The 17,153-nt window shown below is 63.3% G+C and carries 10 protein-coding genes; 5 read left to right on the top strand and 5 right to left on the bottom strand.

The window, feature by feature from the left end; all coding sequences use genetic code 11:
- Positions 1–54: 54 nt before the first annotated feature.
- Together fadD2 and fadD1 are read left to right on the top strand one after the other, a co-directional pair.
- Complete coding sequence (gene fadD2 / locus ACIPZ5_RS13750) at positions 55–1,743, top strand: long-chain-fatty-acid--CoA ligase FadD2 (protein ID WP_400809151.1); 1,689 nt, start codon at positions 55–57, stop codon at positions 1,741–1,743.
- A gap of 343 nt (positions 1,744–2,086) precedes the next feature.
- Complete coding sequence (fadD1, locus tag ACIPZ5_RS13745) at positions 2,087–3,784, top strand: long-chain-fatty-acid--CoA ligase FadD1 (RefSeq protein WP_261943090.1); 1,698 nt, start codon at positions 2,087–2,089, stop codon at positions 3,782–3,784.
- Between the two features lie 50 nt (positions 3,785–3,834).
- Here the strand turns inward: fadD1 and ACIPZ5_RS13740 are convergent, their stop codons facing one another.
- The 3 genes from ACIPZ5_RS13740 to ACIPZ5_RS13730 all read right to left on the bottom strand — a co-directional run bounded on the left by ACIPZ5_RS13740 (position 3,835) and on the right by ACIPZ5_RS13730 (position 6,785).
- A complete protein-coding gene (locus tag ACIPZ5_RS13740; protein ID WP_400809148.1) occupies positions 3,835–5,142 on the bottom strand; it encodes an NAD(P)/FAD-dependent oxidoreductase in 1,308 nt (435 codons plus the stop codon).
- A gap of 30 nt (positions 5,143–5,172) precedes the next feature.
- Complete coding sequence (locus ACIPZ5_RS13735; protein WP_400809369.1) at positions 5,173–6,537, bottom strand: glutamine synthetase family protein; 1,365 nt, start codon at positions 6,535–6,537, stop codon at positions 5,173–5,175.
- A gap of 83 nt (positions 6,538–6,620) precedes the next feature.
- Entirely contained in the window at positions 6,621–6,785 is a 165-nt protein-coding gene (locus tag ACIPZ5_RS13730; protein ID WP_400809146.1) for a hypothetical protein, read from the bottom strand.
- A 284-nt stretch (positions 6,786–7,069) separates the two neighbouring features.
- Between ACIPZ5_RS13730 and hrpA the strand changes: the two genes are divergently transcribed.
- A complete protein-coding gene (gene hrpA, locus ACIPZ5_RS13725) occupies positions 7,070–10,975 on the top strand; it encodes an ATP-dependent RNA helicase HrpA (RefSeq protein ID WP_400809143.1) in 3,906 nt (1,301 codons plus the stop codon).
- A gap of 218 nt (positions 10,976–11,193) precedes the next feature.
- On the top strand, positions 11,194–12,315 hold the full coding sequence (locus ACIPZ5_RS13720; RefSeq protein WP_261943094.1) for a beta-ketoacyl-ACP synthase III: 1,122 nt from the start codon (positions 11,194–11,196) through the stop codon (positions 12,313–12,315).
- 203 nt (positions 12,316–12,518) lie between these two features.
- On the opposite strand, the gene ACIPZ5_RS13715 is transcribed toward ACIPZ5_RS13720, so the two are convergent.
- The gene (locus tag ACIPZ5_RS13715; protein ID WP_261943095.1) at positions 12,519–13,763 is read right to left on the bottom strand and encodes a putative porin; all 1,245 of its coding nucleotides are present in this window, start codon (positions 13,761–13,763) and stop codon (positions 12,519–12,521) included.
- Positions 13,764–14,024: 261 nt separating this feature from the next.
- Here ACIPZ5_RS13715 and ACIPZ5_RS13710 point away from each other — a divergent pair, with 261 nt between their 5' ends.
- A complete protein-coding gene (locus ACIPZ5_RS13710) occupies positions 14,025–15,152 on the top strand; it encodes a GNAT family N-acetyltransferase (RefSeq protein ID WP_400809139.1) in 1,128 nt (375 codons plus the stop codon).
- Positions 15,153–15,276: 124 nt separating this feature from the next.
- Here the strand turns inward: ACIPZ5_RS13710 and ACIPZ5_RS13705 are convergent, their stop codons facing one another.
- The gene (locus ACIPZ5_RS13705) at positions 15,277–17,109 is read right to left on the bottom strand and encodes an ABC transporter ATP-binding protein (protein ID WP_261943097.1); all 1,833 of its coding nucleotides are present in this window, start codon (positions 17,107–17,109) and stop codon (positions 15,277–15,279) included.
- Between the last annotated feature and the right edge of the window lie 44 nt (positions 17,110–17,153).

Raw genomic sequence — 17,153 nt, 5'->3', positions numbered from 1 at the left:
TCAGGCAGACAGGGCAAGGAATCCGCGCGAGCTCAGGCAGAGGAACAATAATAAATGCAAGCCGACTTCTGGAATGACAAACGCCCCGAGGGCGTGCCTTCCTCCATCGACATCCACGCATACGCTTCGGTCGTCGAGGTGTTCGAGCGCTCCTGCAAGCGTTTCGCCGAGCGCCCGGCGTTCAGCAACCTCGGCGTGACCCTGAGCTACGCCGAGCTGGAGCGCCATTCGGCCGCCTTCGCCGCCTGGCTGCAGCAGCACACCGACCTCAAACCGGGTGACCGCATCGCGGTGCAGATGCCCAACGTTCTGCAGTATCCCATTGCCGTGTTCGGCGCCCTGCGCGCCGGGCTGATCGTGGTCAACACCAACCCGCTGTATACCGAGCGCGAGATGCGTCACCAGTTCAAGGATGCCGGGGCCCGCGCCCTGGTGTACCTGAACATGTTCGGCAAACGCGTGCAGGAGGTGCTGCCCGATACCGGTATCGAGTACCTGATCGAGGCGAAGATGGGCGACCTGCTGCCCGCGGCCAAGGGCTGGCTGGTCAACACCGTGGTCGACAAACTGAAGAAAATGGTCCCGGCCTATCACCTGCCACAGGCCATCGCGTTCAAGCAGGTATTGCGCGAAGGCCGCAGCCTGGCACACAAGCCGGTGCCACTCGCCCTCGACGACATCGCCGTGCTGCAGTACACCGGGGGCACCACGGGCCTGGCCAAGGGGGCCATGCTCACGCACGGCAACCTGGTGGCCAACATGCTGCAGGTGCTGGCCTGTTTCTCCCAGCACGGTCCGGACGGGCAGCGGCTGATCAAGGAAGGCCAGGAGGTAATGATTGCGCCGCTGCCGCTTTATCACATCTATGCCTTCACCGCGAACTGCATGTGCATGATGGTTACCGGCAACCACAACGTGCTGATCACCAACCCGCGCGACATCTCGGGCTTCATCAAGGAGCTGGGCAAGTGGCGTTTTTCGGCGCTGTTGGGGTTGAACACCTTGTTCGTCGCGCTGATGGATCATCCCGGCTTCCGTCAGCTGGACTTTTCGGCACTGAAAGTCACCAACTCCGGCGGCACGGCACTGGTCAAGGCTACTGCCGAGCGGTGGGAAGCGCTCACCGGCTGCCGCATCGTCGAGGGCTATGGCCTGACCGAGACCTCACCGGTGGCCAGTACCAATCCCTACGGCCAGTTGGCGCGACTGGGCACCGTGGGCATTCCTGTGGCGGGCACGGCATTCAAGGTCATCGACGACGACGGCAACGAGCTGCCACTGGGGGAGCGAGGCGAGTTGTGCATCAAGGGCCCGCAGGTGATGAAGGGCTACTGGCAGCAACCGGAGGCCACGGCGCAGGCGCTGGATGCCGAGGGCTGGTTCAAGACCGGCGATATCGCGGTGATCGACCCGGACGGCTTCACCCGCATCGTCGACCGCAAGAAGGACATGATCATCGTCTCCGGTTTCAATGTGTACCCCAACGAAATCGAAGATGTGGTGATGGGCCATCCGCAGGTGGCCAACTGCGCGGCCATCGGCGTGCCCGATGAGCGTTCGGGGGAGGCGGTGAAGCTGTTCGTGGTGGCGCGTGAGGGTGGGGTGAGCGTCGAAGATCTGAAGGCCTACTGCAAGGCCAACTTCACCGGCTACAAGGTGCCCAAGCACATCGTGGTGCGCGAGTCGCTGCCGATGACACCGGTGGGCAAGATCCTGCGGCGCGAATTGCGCGACATCGCCTGATATCGGGTTTGCTTTTTCGCGGGGCAAGCCCGCTCCCCCAGAAGGATTGTGCATGACCTGTGGGAGCGGGCTTGCCCCGCGGATGCTTCAAGGTGCTCTAACAGGCTGCTTGCAGCCCGATTTGCGACATTTTGGTCAAATACTCTAAAAATGACTTGTATCGTTCATTGAGTCATTTTTGTGACTATGAGGCCGGTATTGGCCCCTAGGCGACCCCATTTAAAGCTGTTACTCTCGGGCCGCTTTCAGATGATCAGGTTTGCAACGAACCCTCATCACATATCAATAATAAACGCATCGACGCGTGAATCGAACTTCGCTGTTGCTGAAGGAGTGGGCTTCCATGATCGAAAATTTTTGGAAGGATAAATACCCAGCCGGGATTACGGCGGAAATCAATCCTGACGAATTCCCCAATATCCAGGCGGTACTCAAGCAATCCTGCCAACGCTTTGCCAATAAACCGGCCTTTAGCAACCTGGGCAAGACTATCACCTATGGCGAGCTCTACGCGCTGTCTGGCGCTTTCGCGGCCTGGCTGCAGCAGCACACCGACCTCAAGCCAGGTGACCGCATTGCCGTCCAGCTGCCCAATGTCCTGCAATACCCGGTAGCGGTATTTGGTGCAATGCGCGCCGGCCTGATCGTGGTCAACACCAATCCGCTGTACACCGTGCGGGAAATGGAGCACCAGTTCAACGATTCCGGTGCCAAGGCCTTGGTGTGCCTGGCCAACATGGCGCACCTGGCCGAGAAGGTGGTGCCCAAGACCCAGGTCAAGCACGTCATCGTCACTGAAGTGGCCGACTTGCTGCCACCGCTCAAGCGCCTGCTCATCAACAGCGTGATCAAGTACGTGAAGAAGATGGTGCCGGCCTACAACCTGCCGCGTGCCGTACGCTTCAACGATACCTTGGCGCTGGGCAAGGGCCAACCGGTCACCGAAGCCAACCCGCAAGCCAACGACGTGGCCGTGCTGCAGTACACCGGTGGTACCACCGGCGTGGCCAAGGGCGCGATGCTGACCCACCGCAACCTGGTGGCCAACATGCTGCAGTGCCGGGCGCTGATGGGCTCGAACCTGCAGGAAGGCTGCGAGATCCTCATCACTCCGCTGCCGCTGTATCACATCTATGCCTTTACCTTCCATTGCATGGCGATGATGCTGATCGGCAACCACAACGTGCTGATCAGCAACCCCCGCGACCTGCCGGCAATGGTCAAGGAACTGAGCAAGTGGAAGTTCAGTGGTTTCGTCGGCCTCAACACGCTGTTCGTTGCGCTGTGCAACAACGAGGCATTCCGCGCCCTGGACTTCTCGGCGTTGAAGATCACCTTGTCCGGCGGCATGGCCCTGCAGTTGAGCGTGGCCGAGCGCTGGAAGAGCGTCACCGGCTGCGCCATCTGCGAAGGCTACGGCATGACCGAGACCAGCCCGGTGGCGGCGGTGAACCCGGCCGAGGCCAACCAGGTGGGTACCATCGGCATCCCGGTGCCATCGACGCTGTGCAAGGTCATCGACGATGCCGGCAACGAGCTGGCGCTTGGCGAAACCGGTGAGCTGTGCGTCAAGGGGCCGCAGGTGATGAAGGGCTATTGGCAGCGTGAAGACGCCACCCACGAGATCCTCGACAGCGAGGGCTGGCTGAAGACCGGCGACATCGCGCTGATCCAGCCTGATGGCTACATGCGCATTGTCGACCGCAAGAAGGACATGATCCTGGTCTCGGGCTTCAACGTGTACCCCAACGAGCTGGAAGACGTGCTCGCCGCCTTGCCGGGCGTGCTGCAGTGCGCAGCCATCGGTGTGCCGGACGAGAAGTCGGGTGAAGTGATCAAGGTGTTCATCGTGGTCAAGCCGGGCATGACCTTGACCAAGGAGCAGGTGATGGAGCACATGCGTGCCAACGTCACGGGCTACAAGGTGCCGCGTTACATCGAGTTCCGCGATGCCTTGCCGACCACCAACGTCGGCAAGATCCTGCGCCGTGAACTGCGCGATGAAGAGCTGAAGAAGCAGGGGCTGAAGAAGATCGCCTGATCGACCTTACTGGCCTTTTCGCGGGCTTGCCCGCGAATGGGCCTTTAGCGTCAGCGCAGTTTTTCCAGCATCTGGTAGTACCACATCCCCGCCGCCAGCAGCGGATTGCCCAGCAAGTCCCCCATCGGCACCCGCACGTGCTTGCACTGCGCGAAGGTGTCGAACTTCTCCAGCGTTCCCGTCAGTGCCTCGGCCATGATCTCGCCCATGATGTGGCTGGTGGCGATGCCGTGCCCGGAATAGCCCTGGCAGTACCAGACGTTGTCCGACAGCTTGCCCAGTTGCGGAATGCGGTTGACCACGATGCCCATCGCGCAGCTCCACTGGAACTCGATCGGCACGCCCTTGAGCGCCGGGAAGGTACGCTCGATGCAGGGGCGCAGCTCGCCTTCGATATCACGCGAATCCTTGCCCGAGTAGTTTGCGCCGCCGCCGAACAGCAAGCGCTTGTCAGCGGTCAGGCGGTAGTAGTCGAGCACGAAGCGGCAGTCGTATACCGCCAGGTCCTGCGGGTTGATCTGCTGCGCCAGTTCGCCCAGCGGGGCGGTGGTGACGATGCCGCCCATGGCCGGGAAGATCTTGCCCTTGAGCTGGCGTTTTTCCAGCTTGTGGTAGACGTCGCCGGCGAGCATCACCTGGCGCGCTTCGACCCGGCCGTGGGCGGTGACCACCGCCGGGCGTGGGCCGTGGACGATGTCCAGCACTTCGGAGTTCTCGAAGATCAGCGCACCCAGGCTGTGGGCGGCGCGGGCTTCGCCCAGGCAAAGGTTGAGCGGGTGCAGGTGCAGGTTGCGCAGGTTCTTCAGTGCGCCCAGGTACAGCGGGCTCTGCAGGTGCCCGGCCACGCCGTCGCGGTCGAGCAGTTGCACCTGGTCACCCATGCCGCGGCGTTCGGCCTCGGCCTGGAAGCTGCGCAGCTCTTGCATGTGCGAGGGTTTCATCGCTGCATGCAGATGGCCGCGCTTGAGGTCGCAGTCGATGCCATAGCGCTCGACCCGCTGTTCGATGACCTGGTGCCCACGCCAGCGCAGGTGCCAGATGAAATCATCGACCTCGGCGCCCAGGTGGTTGCGCATCTGCGTGCGCATGGCCTCGTCACCCGACAGGCTGCCGGTGACCTGGCCGCCGTTGCGGCCGCTGGCACCCCAACCGATACGGTTGGTCTCGACGATCGCCACCTTCAGGCCGCGCTCGGCCAGTTCCACTGCGGTGGCCACGCCGGTGAAGCCGCCGCCGATGATGGCGACGTCGACCTGCACCGTGCCCTTGAGCTGCGGGTACTCGGTGTGGTCGTTCAGCGAGGCGCTGTAATAGGACGGCGCGCGCTGGGCCGGGCCATTGTTCAATGCTGCGTTCATGGGTGTTCCTTGTTCTGAATGGGGTAAGGCTCAGGCCTGGTGCAGGTACCAGCGCCAGTCCTGTTCGCTGACTTCGGCCATGAACTGGCGATACTCGGCGCGCTTGACCTTCAGGTAGACGCCGAGAAACGCCTCGCCGAGCGCTTCGCGCGCCCAGTGCGAGCGCTCCAGTGCGTCGAGTGCGGTCAGCCAGTCGGTGGGCAGGTGCTCGGTGGCCTGGGCATAGCCGTTGCCTTCGACCGGCGCACCGGGGTCGAGCTGTTCGCGGATGCCGCGATGGCTGGCGGCCAGAATGGCAGCGGCAGCCAGGTACGGGTTGGCATCGGCGCCACAGATGCGGTGCTCGACATGCCGGCTGTTGGCCGGGCCGCCGGGCACGCGCAGGCTGACGGTGCGGTTGTCGACGCCCCAGGTCGGTGCCAATGGTGCATAGCTGTTGGCCTGGAAGCGGCGGAACGAGTTGGCGTTGGGGCAGAACAGCAGCAGCGATTCATGCAGGTGGCGGAGCATGCCGGCCACCGCCTGGCGCAGCAGTGGGGTGCCGGCCGGATCGGTGCTGGCGAACAGGTTGTTGCCAGCGCTGTCGGCAAGGCTCAGGTGCATGTGCATGCCGGTGCCGGCCAGTTGCGCGAACGGCTTGGCCATGAAGCAGGCCTGCATGCCATGGGCATGGGCCACGCCCTTGACCAGGCGCTTGTAGCGCACGGCCTGGTCCATCGCCTGCAGCGCATCGCCATGTTCCAGGGTGATTTCCACCTGGCCGGGCGCGTATTCGGAAATCGCCGTGCGGGCAGGGATGCCCTGGGCCTTGCAGGCAGCGTAGAGGTCGGCAAGGAAGGGTTCGATCTGCTCCAGCTCGCGCAGGCCGTAGACCTGGGTGCTGCGCGGGCGCCCGCCGTCGTTGTCCAGCGCCGGTTGTGGGCGGCCCTGGGCATCGCGCTTCTGGTCGAGCAGGTAGAACTCCAGCTCGCAGGCCATCACCGGGTGGTAACCATCGGCATTGAGCGCCTCGATGGTACGCAGCAGCACATGGCGCGGGTCGGCGACGCTGGCCGGCAGGCCTTCGCTGGGGTGCATGCTGACCTGCACCGCCGCAGTCGGCACCCGGCGCCAGGGCAGGCGTACCAGGCTGCCATCCAGTGGGTAGGCGCGGCAGTCGATGTCACCGACATCCCAGACCAGGCCGGAGTTTTCCACGTCGTCGCCATTGAGGGTCAGGCCGAGGATGGTGCTGGGGAGCGGGCGGCCGCTCTGGTACACCGCCAGCAGTTCCTCGCGGTGTAGCAACTTGCCACGTGGCACGCCGTTGGCGTCGAGGATGAACAGTTCGAACAGTTCGATATCGGGGTTTTCTGCCAGGAAACGGCTGGCGTGCTCTACAGGTGCAAAGTGCATGATGGATTGGCTCACAGGCGCACGGGACCGGCGCACGGGCGCGGTCCACTGGAATCAAACGGCCGGGCTGCGGCCGAGTTGGGTCACAACGGCGTGAGCGAGAAATCCGGTGGGCGTGCGTGGCGGCAGTGCCACAGCGCCCAGAAGGCGAGGATGACATGGACCAGCGGATTTTCACCGGCGCGGGACCGGGCCTTCGCTGGCGAAGGACGGGACGACGGTGGGGCGATGGTCTGGACGGGAGTCATGCCTTTGATACTCACATGCGGCGTAAGGTTGATTAAAGCAGTGAATGGCAACGTTCACATCGCTCCTGGCTAAACATTCCTGCTGCTTGTGCCGGCGCTTTCGCGGGCAAGCCCGCTCCCACAGGTACCCCACAAAGCTCAAGCTTGATGCAATCCTGTGGGAGCGGGTTTACCCGCGAAAGGGCCGGCACAGGCAGCAGAGAACCGGCAAATCTGCGACAATCGCGCATCCTACGAATGCCGATCATGAAAAAGCAGGCCCACCTGCATCACTAAAAAGCCCCATGACTGACCAAGCCATCGACAAACTGCTGCAAAACCTCGACCACGCCATGATCGCCGAGCGCCATCGCTTGCGCCGGCAGTTGCATGAACTGCGCAAGCGCCCCGACGAGGCGAAGCTGGCGCAGTGGGTGGAAAAGGTCCAGGCATCCTGCGCCCAGGTCACCGCACGCCAGAACAGCGTGCCGCAGATCCACTACGACGACAGCCTGCCGATCGCTGCCAAGCGTGACGAGATCAAGAAGGCCCTGGCAGAACACCAGGTGCTGGTGATCGCCGGCGAAACCGGTTCGGGCAAGACCACCCAGTTGCCGAAGATCTGCCTGGAGCTGGGCCGCGGCAGCCATGGCCTGATTGCCCATACCCAGCCGCGGCGTATCGCCGCGCGCAGTGTCGCTGCCCGGGTTGCCGAAGAGCTCGGCACGCCGCTGGGTGGGCTGGTCGGCTACCAGGTGCGTTTCGAAGACCAGAGCGACGCCAACACCCTGGTCAAGCTGATGACCGACGGTATCCTCCTGGCCGAAACCCAGCACGACCGTTTTCTCGAACGCTACGACACCATCATCGTCGACGAAGCCCACGAGCGCAGCCTCAACATCGACTTCCTGCTCGGCTACCTGAAGACCCTGCTGCACCGCCGGCCAGACCTGAAGCTGATCATCACGTCGGCGACCATCGACCTGGAGCGGTTCTCCAAGCACTTCGACAATGCCCCGATCATCGAGGTGTCCGGGCGTACCTTCCCGGTGGAAACCTGGTACCGCCCGCTGACCAGCGAACAGGACGAGGAGGGCAACCAGGTCGAGGACGACCTCACCGTCGACCAGGCGATCCTTGCCACCCTCGACGAGATTGCCCAGCACGAACGCAGCGTGGGCAAAGGCCCCGGCGATGTGCTGGTGTTCCTCCCGGGTGAGCGGGAAATCCGCGATGCCGCAGAGATCCTGCGCAAGGCGCAGTTGCGCCACACCGAGATCCTGCCGCTGTACGCGCGCCTGTCGCCGGCCGAGCAGCAGCGTATTTTCCAGTCTCACGTCGGGCGCCGGGTGGTGCTGGCCACCAACGTTGCGGAAACCTCGCTGACCGTACCCGGCATCCGTTACGTGATCGACACCGGCACCGCGCGCATCAGCCGCTACAGCTACCGCGCCAAGGTCCAGCGCTTGCCGATCGAGGCGATTTCGCAGGCCAGTGCCAACCAGCGCAAAGGCCGTTGCGGCCGGGTCGAGCCGGGTATCTGCATTCGCTTGTACAGCGAAGAAGACTTCAATGGCCGGCCGGCATTTACCGACCCCGAGATCCTGCGCACCAACTTGGCAGCGGTGATCCTGCAGATGCTGCACCTGCGCTTGGGGGCGATCGACGCCTTCCCGTTCATCGAGCCGCCGGATGGCAAGGCCATCAGCGACGGTTTCAACCTGCTGCAGGAGCTGTCGGCGGTCAACCGCGAGAACCAGCTGACGCCAATCGGCCGCCAGCTGGCGCGCTTGCCGATCGACCCACGGTTGGGCCGCATGCTGCTCGAAGGTGCGCGCCAGGGCAGCCTGCAGGAAGTGCTGATCGTCACCAGTGCGCTGTCGGTGCAGGACCCGCGCGAGCGCCCGCCGGAGCGCCAGCAGGCTGCCGACCAGGCCCATGCGCAGTGGAAGGACGGCGATACCGACTTCGCCGCGCTGGTCAATTTGTGGCGGGGTTTTGAAGAGCAGCGCCAGGCGCTTACCGCCAGTCCGCTGCGCAACTGGTGCCGCAAGAATTTCTTGAACTACCTGCGCCTGCGTGAGTGGCGCGATGCCCATCGCCAGTTGTCGCTGATCTGCCGCGAGCTGCAGTTGGCGGTCAACAAAGAGCCGTCCGACTACCACAAGGTGCACAAGGCGATCCTCAGCGGCCTGCTCAGCCAGATCGGGCAAAAGACCGAAGAAGGTGATTACCAGGGTGCCCGCCAGCGGCGCTTCTGGGTGCATCCTTCTTCCGGCATCGGCCGCAAGCGCCCGCAGTGGGTGATGGCCGCCGAGCTGGTGGAAACCACCAAGCTGTATGCGCGCATGGTCGCCAAGATCGAGCCTGACTGGATCGAGCCGCTGGCGACCCACCTGATCAAGAAGAACCACTTCGAACCGCACTGGGAAAAGAAGCGTGGGCAGGTGGTGGCCTATGAGCAGATCACCTTGTATGGCCTGATCCTGGTCGGCCGCCGCCCGGTGCACTATGGCCCGATCGACCCGGTTGCCTCGCGGGAAATCTTCATTCGCGAAGGCCTGGTTGGCGGTGAAATCCAGTCGCGGGCCAAGTGCCTGGCCGCGAACAAGCGCCTGCTCGAAGAGCTCGACGAACTGGAGGCCAAGGCCCGTCGGCGTGACATTCTCGCCGATGAAGAAACCCTGTACGCCTTTTACGAAGCACGCTTGCCGGCGGAAATCCATCAGACCGCGACCTTCGACGCCTGGTACCGCATGAACAGCCAGAAGGATCCGAATCTGCTGATCATGCGCGAGGAAGACGTGTTGGCCCGCGAGGCCAGCGAAGTCACCGCGGCGCAGTACCCCGACAGCCTGCAGGTCGGCGAGCTGCGCCTGCCGCTGACCTACCACTTCGAGCCGGGCCACCCGCGTGACGGCGTGACCGTACGCGTGCCGGCACCGTTGCTGCCCAGCCTGCCGGGCGAACGGCTGGAGTGGCTGGTGCCAGGCCTGCTGGAAGCCAAGTGCGTGGCGCTGGTGCGCAACCTGCCCAAGGCCCTGCGCAAGAACTTCGTGCCGGTGCCGGACTTCGTCAAGGCCTCGCTGGCGCGCATGACCTTCGGCCAGGGTGCGCTGCCCCAGGCGCTGGGCCAGGAACTGTTGCGCATGACCGGCGCGCGGGTTTCCGATGAGGCCTGGGCCGAGTCGGTCAACCTGGTCGAAGGCCACCTGCGAATGAACATCGAAGTGGTCGATGGCCAGGGCAAGTTCCTTGGCGAAGGCCGTGACCTGGCCGAGCTGACCGCGCGCTTTGCTGCTGCCAGCCAGGCCGCTTTGGCCGTGCCGCGTACCGAGAAGAGCGAGCAACCGGTGCAGGCCAAGGCCTTCAGCGAGGTCAAGCAGACCGCCCAGCAGAAGATCGCCGGCCTGTCGATGACCGTGTACCCGGCGCTGGTGGAAGAAAACGGCACTGTGCGCGAAGGGCGTTTCTCGACCCAGGCCGAAGCCGAGTTCCAGCACCGTCGCGCCCTGCAGCGCCTGCTGCTGCAGCAGTTGGCGGAGCCGGCCAAGTTCCTGCGCGGCAAGCTGCCGGGGCTGACCGAGCTGGGGCTGCTGTACCGCGAGCTGGGCCGGATCGAGGCGCTGGTGGAGGATATTCTGCTGGCGAGCCTCGACAGCTGCATCCTTGACGGTGAAGCGACCTTGCCGCGTGACGGTGCCGCCCTGGCCGGGCTGGCCGAGCGCAAGCGTGGCAGCTGGGCCGAGCACGCCGAACGTCTGGCCCGGCAGACACTGGAAGTGCTCAAGCTGTGGCACGGCCTGCAGAAGCGCTTCAAGGGCAAGATCGACCTGAGCCAGGCGGTGGCGCTGAACGACATCAAGCAGCAGTTGGCCAACCTGGTCTATCCGGGCTTTGTGCGCGAGACCCCGGCAGCCTGGTTCAAGGAGTTGCCACGTTACCTCAAGGCGGTGGAGTTGCGCCTCGAGAAGCTGGGCGGCCAGGTGCAGAAGGACCGGGTCTGGAGCGGCGAGCTGGGCAACCTGTGGGCGCAGTACAAGGCTCGGGCCGACAAGCATGCCCAGGAAGGCAAGCGCGATGAGCAGCTGACCCTGTACCGCTGGTTGCTGGAGGAGTATCGGGTATCGCTGTTTGCCCAGCAGTTGGGTACAAAAGTGCCGATTTCCGACAAGCGATTGAGCAAGCAGTGGAGCCAGGTGGAAGGCTAACTTCCTTGATTTGTGGCACACTTCAGTGAATTTGGGGGCCGCTTTGCGGCCCATCGCGGATCAATCCGCTCCTACAGGGATAGCAGCGTCCTGTTGGAGCGGATTCATCCGCGATCGAGGGCGCAGCCCTCGTCGTGAAATTGGTACTAAAGTGCCATTATTCTGTCATATTCCCAGCCAGCGCCCCGTGGCGATGGCCTTTGAGCAGAGGATCGATCGTGCATAACGTCGTGATCAGCGGCACCGGCCTGTATACCCCGGCCCAGAGCATTTCCAACGATGAACTGGTGGCCTCCTTCAATGCCTGGTCGCAGCAGTACAACCAGGACAACGCTGCTGCCATCGAGCGTGGCGAACTCGAAGCAGCTCCCGTGTCCGACGCCGCCTTCATCGAAAAGGCCTCGGGCATCAAGAGCCGTTTCGTCATGGACAAGGCCGGCATCCTCGACCCGCAACGCATGAAGCCGCGCCTGCCGGAGCGTTCCAACGACGAGCAGTCGATCCTCTGCGAAATGGGCGTGGCCGCTGCGCGCCAGGCGCTGGAACGCGCGGGGCGCACCCCGGCGGATGTCGACGGGGTGATCGTCGCCTGCTCCAACCTGCAGCGCCCATACCCGGCCATCGCCATCGAAGTGCAGCAGGCGCTGGGCATCCAGGGGTTTGCCTTCGACATGAACGTAGCCTGTTCGTCGGCCACTTTCGGCATCCAGACCGCCGCCAACAGTGTGGCCCTGGGGCAGGCGCGTGCGGTGCTGATGGTCAACCCGGAGGTGTGCACCGGCCACCTTAACTTCCGTGACCGTGACAGCCACTTCATTTTTGGTGATGCCGCTACCGCGGTGCTGATCGAGCGTGCCGAGCAGGCCACTTCGGCGCACCAGTTCGACATCGTCAGCAGCAAGTTGTGGACCGAGTTCTCCAACAACATCCGTAACAACTTCGGCTTCCTCAACCGTGCGGCGGAAGAGGGCGAGGGCGCGGCGGACAAGTTGTTCATCCAGGAAGGCCGCAAGGTGTTCCGCGAGGTCTGCCCGAAGGTGGCCGAGTTGATCGGTGAGCACCTGCAGGAAAACGGGCTGCAACCAAGCGATGTGAAACGCTTCTGGCTGCACCAGGCCAACCTGAGCATGAACCACCTGATCGTCAAGAAGCTGCTGGGGCGTGAGGTGAGCGAGGAAGAGGCACCGGTGATTCTCGACCGCTATGCCAACACCAGCTCGGCCGGGTCGGTGATTGCCTTCCACCTGTACCAGGATGATCTGGCCAAAGGGTCGCTTGGCGTGCTGAGCTCGTTTGGTGCAGGTTATTCGATTGGTAGCGTGATTCTGCGCAAGCGCTGAGTTTTGTAGAGACTGTACCGGCCTCTTCGCGGGTAAACCCGCTCCCACAGGTACGCCACGGTTAACAAGTCCTGTGGAGTACCTGTGGGAGCGGGTTTACCCGCGAAGGGGCCGGGTGCATTTCTGGCAGGCATAAAAGAGGCGGGAAATACCGGATGGGGTCGGTATTTCCCGCCTCAGCGTGAAGCAGAGGAGCTTGCAGCTTAGAACTTGGCTTCCAGGTCCACCTGCAGGGTGTCGACGTCAGCATCGCTGTTCGGCAGGTTGGAGTAGTCGGTCTTGGCCATCATGTAGGCCGCGCCGAGGGCGAAGTTCTTGTCGATTTCGTAACCGACCTTGAACTTGTGACCGCGGGAACCGGTGAAGCCGTTACCGAAGTCAGAGTCGGTGAACAGGCTGACCACACCGTTACGCTGTACGTCGCGGTAGTTGTAGTCCAGGCTCCAGGCACCGATCTTCGACTTCAGGCCCGCCAGCCAGGCGGTGTCCTTGCCATCGGTGCTCTCGGTGTTCTTGACGTACTGGCCGTATGCCGACAGCGGGATGGCGAAGCCAGTGAAGTCGAGCTGGCCGAAGCCTTCAACCAGGTTGAACTCGTCGGTGGTGTTGCCCAGCGAACGCAGCGCCGCCGAGGCCTTGTCGTTGTCGTAGCCGTAGAGGCTGGCACCGACAGTGACCTTGACGGTGTCAGCCGCGTTGAACTTGGTACCCAGCTGGGCAGCGTACAGCTGTGCGTCGTGCTTGAACTGCACGCCGTCGCCGTCGACGTTGTCCTTCAGGTTGTAGTGACCGATGCTGCCGAACACTTCGGCCGGGCCGGCGTTGGTCTTGTAGGTGACAGCCACGCCTTCCGGGTTGATGTCGCTGTCCCAGATAATGTCGCCCATGCTCACCCAAGGCTGCATCATCTTGCCGCCGATCAGGTGCAGGTTAGGGACGGCAGTCGGGTGCCAGTCGAGGTAGGCCAGGTCGACCCACAGCGATTTCTTCTCGAAGTAGTTGTCCAGGCTCTGGTTGGTCGAGCGGGCATCGGCGCTGCTGCCGGTGGCCACACGCACGCCGGCGTCGACCTGCGGGTTGATCTCGCTGTAGAAGCCGACGCGGGCACGCACGCGCTCGCGGTCCTGGTTGCCACTGCGGGAGATCGGGTTGTCGACGTTGACGTCTTCGTAACGCAGGCGCACATCACCCTTGATCTGGGTCTTGGCGGCCCATGCCACTTTTTGTTCGAAAGCGCTCATACGTTCGGACTGAGCTTTCTGGTCGGCCTTTTCCTTGGTTTCTTTTGCCAGGTCGCCCTGCAGTTCGTTGTACTGCGCCTGGTTGATCGAGCCGTTGGCGCGGAGCATTTCGAGCAGCTTGGCGTCGACAGCAGCACTGGCCGGAGTACTCAGAGCCAGCATCATGCCGGTGAGGCTCACTCCGGTAAGTGTAGAAACAAGACGCATAAGGTTCTCCCTACTAAAAAGATTTGGGGAGGCTCAGCGCCCGCCCCCATGTTGGCATGTCTTCGGAAAGGGCCTGACTAGACAGGTTCTGGGGTTCCGGAAAACAGGCGCAAGTATTGCGGGGGCCAATGACAGAATAATGTCTAATTAGTGGCACTGCGGTTAAGTAATCGAGAATGAAAGACGAAACAGGCCGATCCTCATTTGAGCCACGGGCCTCTGTTCGCCGATACTGATGGCCTTGCACAGCGAGTCGAAAACGTGACCAGTCTCTACAGCCTTGCCCATCTGCGTGACCTGCCAGCGGCGACCTGGGATGCCCTGGTCCCCCCTGGCCAACCGTTCCTGCGCCATGCCTTTCTCAGTGCCATGGAAGACAGCGGCAGCGTTGCGCCCAACACTGGCTGGGCCGCCGAACACCTGGTGCTGGAGCGCGACGGGCAGGTACGTGCGCTGCTGCCGGCTTATCGCAAATGGCATTCGTATGGCGAGTACGTGTTCGACCACGGTTGGGCCGATGCCTGCGAGCGTGCCGGCATCGCCTATTACCCCAAGTTGCTCGGTGCCGTGCCGTTCAGCCCGGTCAGCGGGCCGCGCCTGCTGGCGGCCGACCCGGCCGACGCACTGCTGGTGTTGCAGGCGTTGCCGGAATACCTGGGCAAGGGCGGGTTGTCCGGAGCGCACATCAATTTCACCGACGCCCAGCTGGATGCGCAGATGGCCGGCCTGCCGGGCTGGATGGAGCGCCTGGGCTGCCAGTTCCATTGGCGCAATCATGGCTACCGTGACTTCCAGGACTTTCTCGACAGCCTCAGCTCACGCAAACGCAAGCAGATGCGCAAGGAACGTGAGCAAGTGGCGGGGCACGGCATCGATTTTCGCTGGTATCGCGGTGATGAACTGGATGAGGTGCAGTGGGATTTCGTTTTCCTCTGTTACGCCAACACCTATGCGGTGCGCAGGCGCGCGCCTTACCTGACCCGGGAATTTTTCAGCCTGCTGGCCGAGCGCATGCCCGAGGCGGTGCGGGTGGTGATGGCGCGTCAGGGTGGGCGTGATGTGGCGATGGCCTTGAGCCTGGTTGGGGGCGATAGCCTGTTTGGTCGCTATTGGGGCTGCCTCGATGAGTTCGACCGGCTGCATTTCGAGACCTGCTTCTACCAGGGCATGGACTTTGCGATTACCGAAGGGTTGCAGCGTTTCGACGCCGGGGCACAGGGCGAGCACAAATTGATTCGTGGGTTCGAGCCAGTGCTGACGCGGTCGTGGCACTACCTGCTGCACCCGGGGTTGCGGCGGGCGGTGGAGGATTTTCTGATGCAGGAGCGGGCGGGGGTGATGGGGTATGCCGAGGAGGCCAGAGGGATGCTGCCTTACCGCAAGGATTGAGATCTTTACTGCTTGTGCCGGCCTCTTCGCGGGGCAAGCCCGCTCCCACAGGCACCTCACATTCCTCAATATTGAAGTAATCCTGTGGGAGCGGGCTTGCCCCGCGAAGAGGCCAGTACAGGACTCAGTCGACCCCGACAAACCCCCCGGTCTGGTGATGCCACAAACGGGCATACAGCCCTTGCTGCTCCAGCAGCTCACTATGGCTGCCACTTTCGACGATCCGCCCTTTGTCCAGCACCACCAGGCGGTCCATCCGGGCGATGGTCGACAGCCGGTGGGCGATGGCGATCACCGTCTTGCCTTGCATCAGCGTCTCCAGGCTTTCCTGAATGGCCGCCTCGACCTCCGAGTCCAGTGCCGACGTGGCTTCGTCCATGATCAGGATCGGGGCATTCTTCAGCAGCACCCGGGCAATCGCGATGCGCTGGCGCTGGCCGCCAGACAATTTCACACCACGCTCGCCGACATGGGCATCGAAGCCGGTGCGGCCCTGGGCATCCGACAACTGCGGAATGAACTCGTCGGCCCGTGCCCGGCGCACGGCCTCGTGCAGCGCCGCTTCACTGGCGCCAGGGCGGCCGTACAGCAGGTTGTCGCGGATCGAGCGGTGCAGCAGCGAGGTGTCCTGGGTGATCATGCCGATCTGTGCGCGCAGGCTGGCCTGGCTGACCTCGGCGATGTCCTGGCCGTCGATCAGGATGCGCCCGCCTTGCACGTCGTACAGGCGCAGCAGCAAGTTGACCAGGGTCGACTTGCCGGCGCCGGACGGGCCGATCAGGCCGATCTTCTCGCCCGGGCGGATGTCCAGGTTCAGCCCTTCGATCACGTTGGCGGCCTTGCCGTAGTGGAAGTCCACGTCGTCGAAGCGTACGGCACCGCGGCTGACCTTGAGTGGCGGCGCCTGGGGCTTGTCGGTGACGGTAACCGGCTGGGCGATGGTCTGCAGGCCGTCCTGGACCATGCCGATGTTCTCGAAGATGCCGTTGACCACCCACATGATCCAGCCCGACATGTTGACGATGCGGATCACCAGGCCGGTGGCCAGGGCAATGGCACCGACGGTGATCAGCGACTGGCTCCACAGCCACAGCGCCAAGCCGGTGGTGGTGACGACCAGCAGGCCGTTGAGGGTGGTGATGACCACGTCCATGCTGGTGACCACGCGCGCTGCCAGCTGGGTTTTCTCGGTCTGTTCGCGGATCGCTTCGCGGGCGTACTGCTGTTCATAGTCGGTATGGGCGAACAGCTTGAGGGTGGCGATGTTGGTGTAGCCATCGACGATCCGCCCCATCAGCTTGGAGCGGGCATCGGAGGAAATCACCGAACGTTCCTTCACCCGCGGCACAAAGTAGTACAGCGCGGCGATGTAGCCGATGATCCACAGCAGCAGCGGCAGCATCAGGCGCCAGTCGGCCTCGGCAAACAGCACCAGCGAGGTGATGGCGTAGATCAGCACATGCCACAGCGCATCCACCGCCTGCACCGCGGAGTCGCGCAGCGAGTTGCCGGTCTGCATGATGCGCTGGGCGATGCGCCCGGCGAAGTCGCTCTGGAAGAAGTTCAGGCTCTGCTTGAGCACATAGGTGTGGTTCTGCCAGCGGATCAGGCTGGTCATGCCGGGGTTGATGGTCTGGTGCACCAGCAGGTCGTGCAGGCCGAAGAACACCGGCCGCAGCAGCAGGATCACCACCAGCATCCAGATCAGTTCGCCGCTGTGTTCGCTGAAGAAATTGGCATTGGGCGTGCCCTGGGCCAGGTCGATGATGCGGCTCAGGTAGCTGAACATCGCCACTTCGATCAGCGAGGCGAACAGGCCGACCACCAACAGGGCGAGAAAGCTGGGCCAGACCTGGCGCAGGTAGTACAGGTAGAACGGCCAGACCTGGCCGGGCGGCGACTCGCTGGGCGCGTCGCGGAAGATGTCGATCAGTTGCTCGAAACGGCGGTACAGCATGGGTGACAAGACTCCTGTGCTACCCGACCCTGGAAGGTTTCACG

Source organism: Pseudomonas sp. NPDC089428 (assembly GCF_044749325.1).
Classification (GTDB): Bacteria; Pseudomonadota; Gammaproteobacteria; order Pseudomonadales; family Pseudomonadaceae; genus Aquipseudomonas.
The sequence above is the reverse complement of the archived record's forward strand: the minus strand, read 5'-3'. Positions and strand labels throughout refer to the sequence as shown.

What these genes read in the sequence shown, in the direction of transcription:
- fadD2 (WP_400809151.1), top strand. Translation starts at nt 55, where the DNA reads ATGCAAGCCGACTTCTGGAATGACAAACGCCCCGAGGGCGTGCCTTCC.
- fadD1 (WP_261943090.1), top strand. Translation starts at nt 2,087, where the DNA reads ATGATCGAAAATTTTTGGAAGGATAAATACCCAGCCGGGATTACGGCG.
- ACIPZ5_RS13740 (WP_400809148.1), bottom strand. Translation starts at nt 5,142, where the DNA reads ATGAACGCAGCATTGAACAATGGCCCGGCCCAGCGCGCGCCGTCCTAT.
- ACIPZ5_RS13735 (WP_400809369.1), bottom strand. Translation starts at nt 6,537, where the DNA reads ATGCACTTTGCACCTGTAGAGCACGCCAGCCGTTTCCTGGCAGAAAAC.
- ACIPZ5_RS13730 (WP_400809146.1), bottom strand. Translation starts at nt 6,785, where the DNA reads ATGACTCCCGTCCAGACCATCGCCCCACCGTCGTCCCGTCCTTCGCCA.
- hrpA (WP_400809143.1), top strand. Translation starts at nt 7,070, where the DNA reads ATGACTGACCAAGCCATCGACAAACTGCTGCAAAACCTCGACCACGCC.
- ACIPZ5_RS13715 (WP_261943095.1), bottom strand. Translation starts at nt 13,763, where the DNA reads ATGCGTCTTGTTTCTACACTTACCGGAGTGAGCCTCACCGGCATGATG.
- ACIPZ5_RS13705 (WP_261943097.1), bottom strand. Translation starts at nt 17,109, where the DNA reads ATGCTGTACCGCCGTTTCGAGCAACTGATCGACATCTTCCGCGACGCG.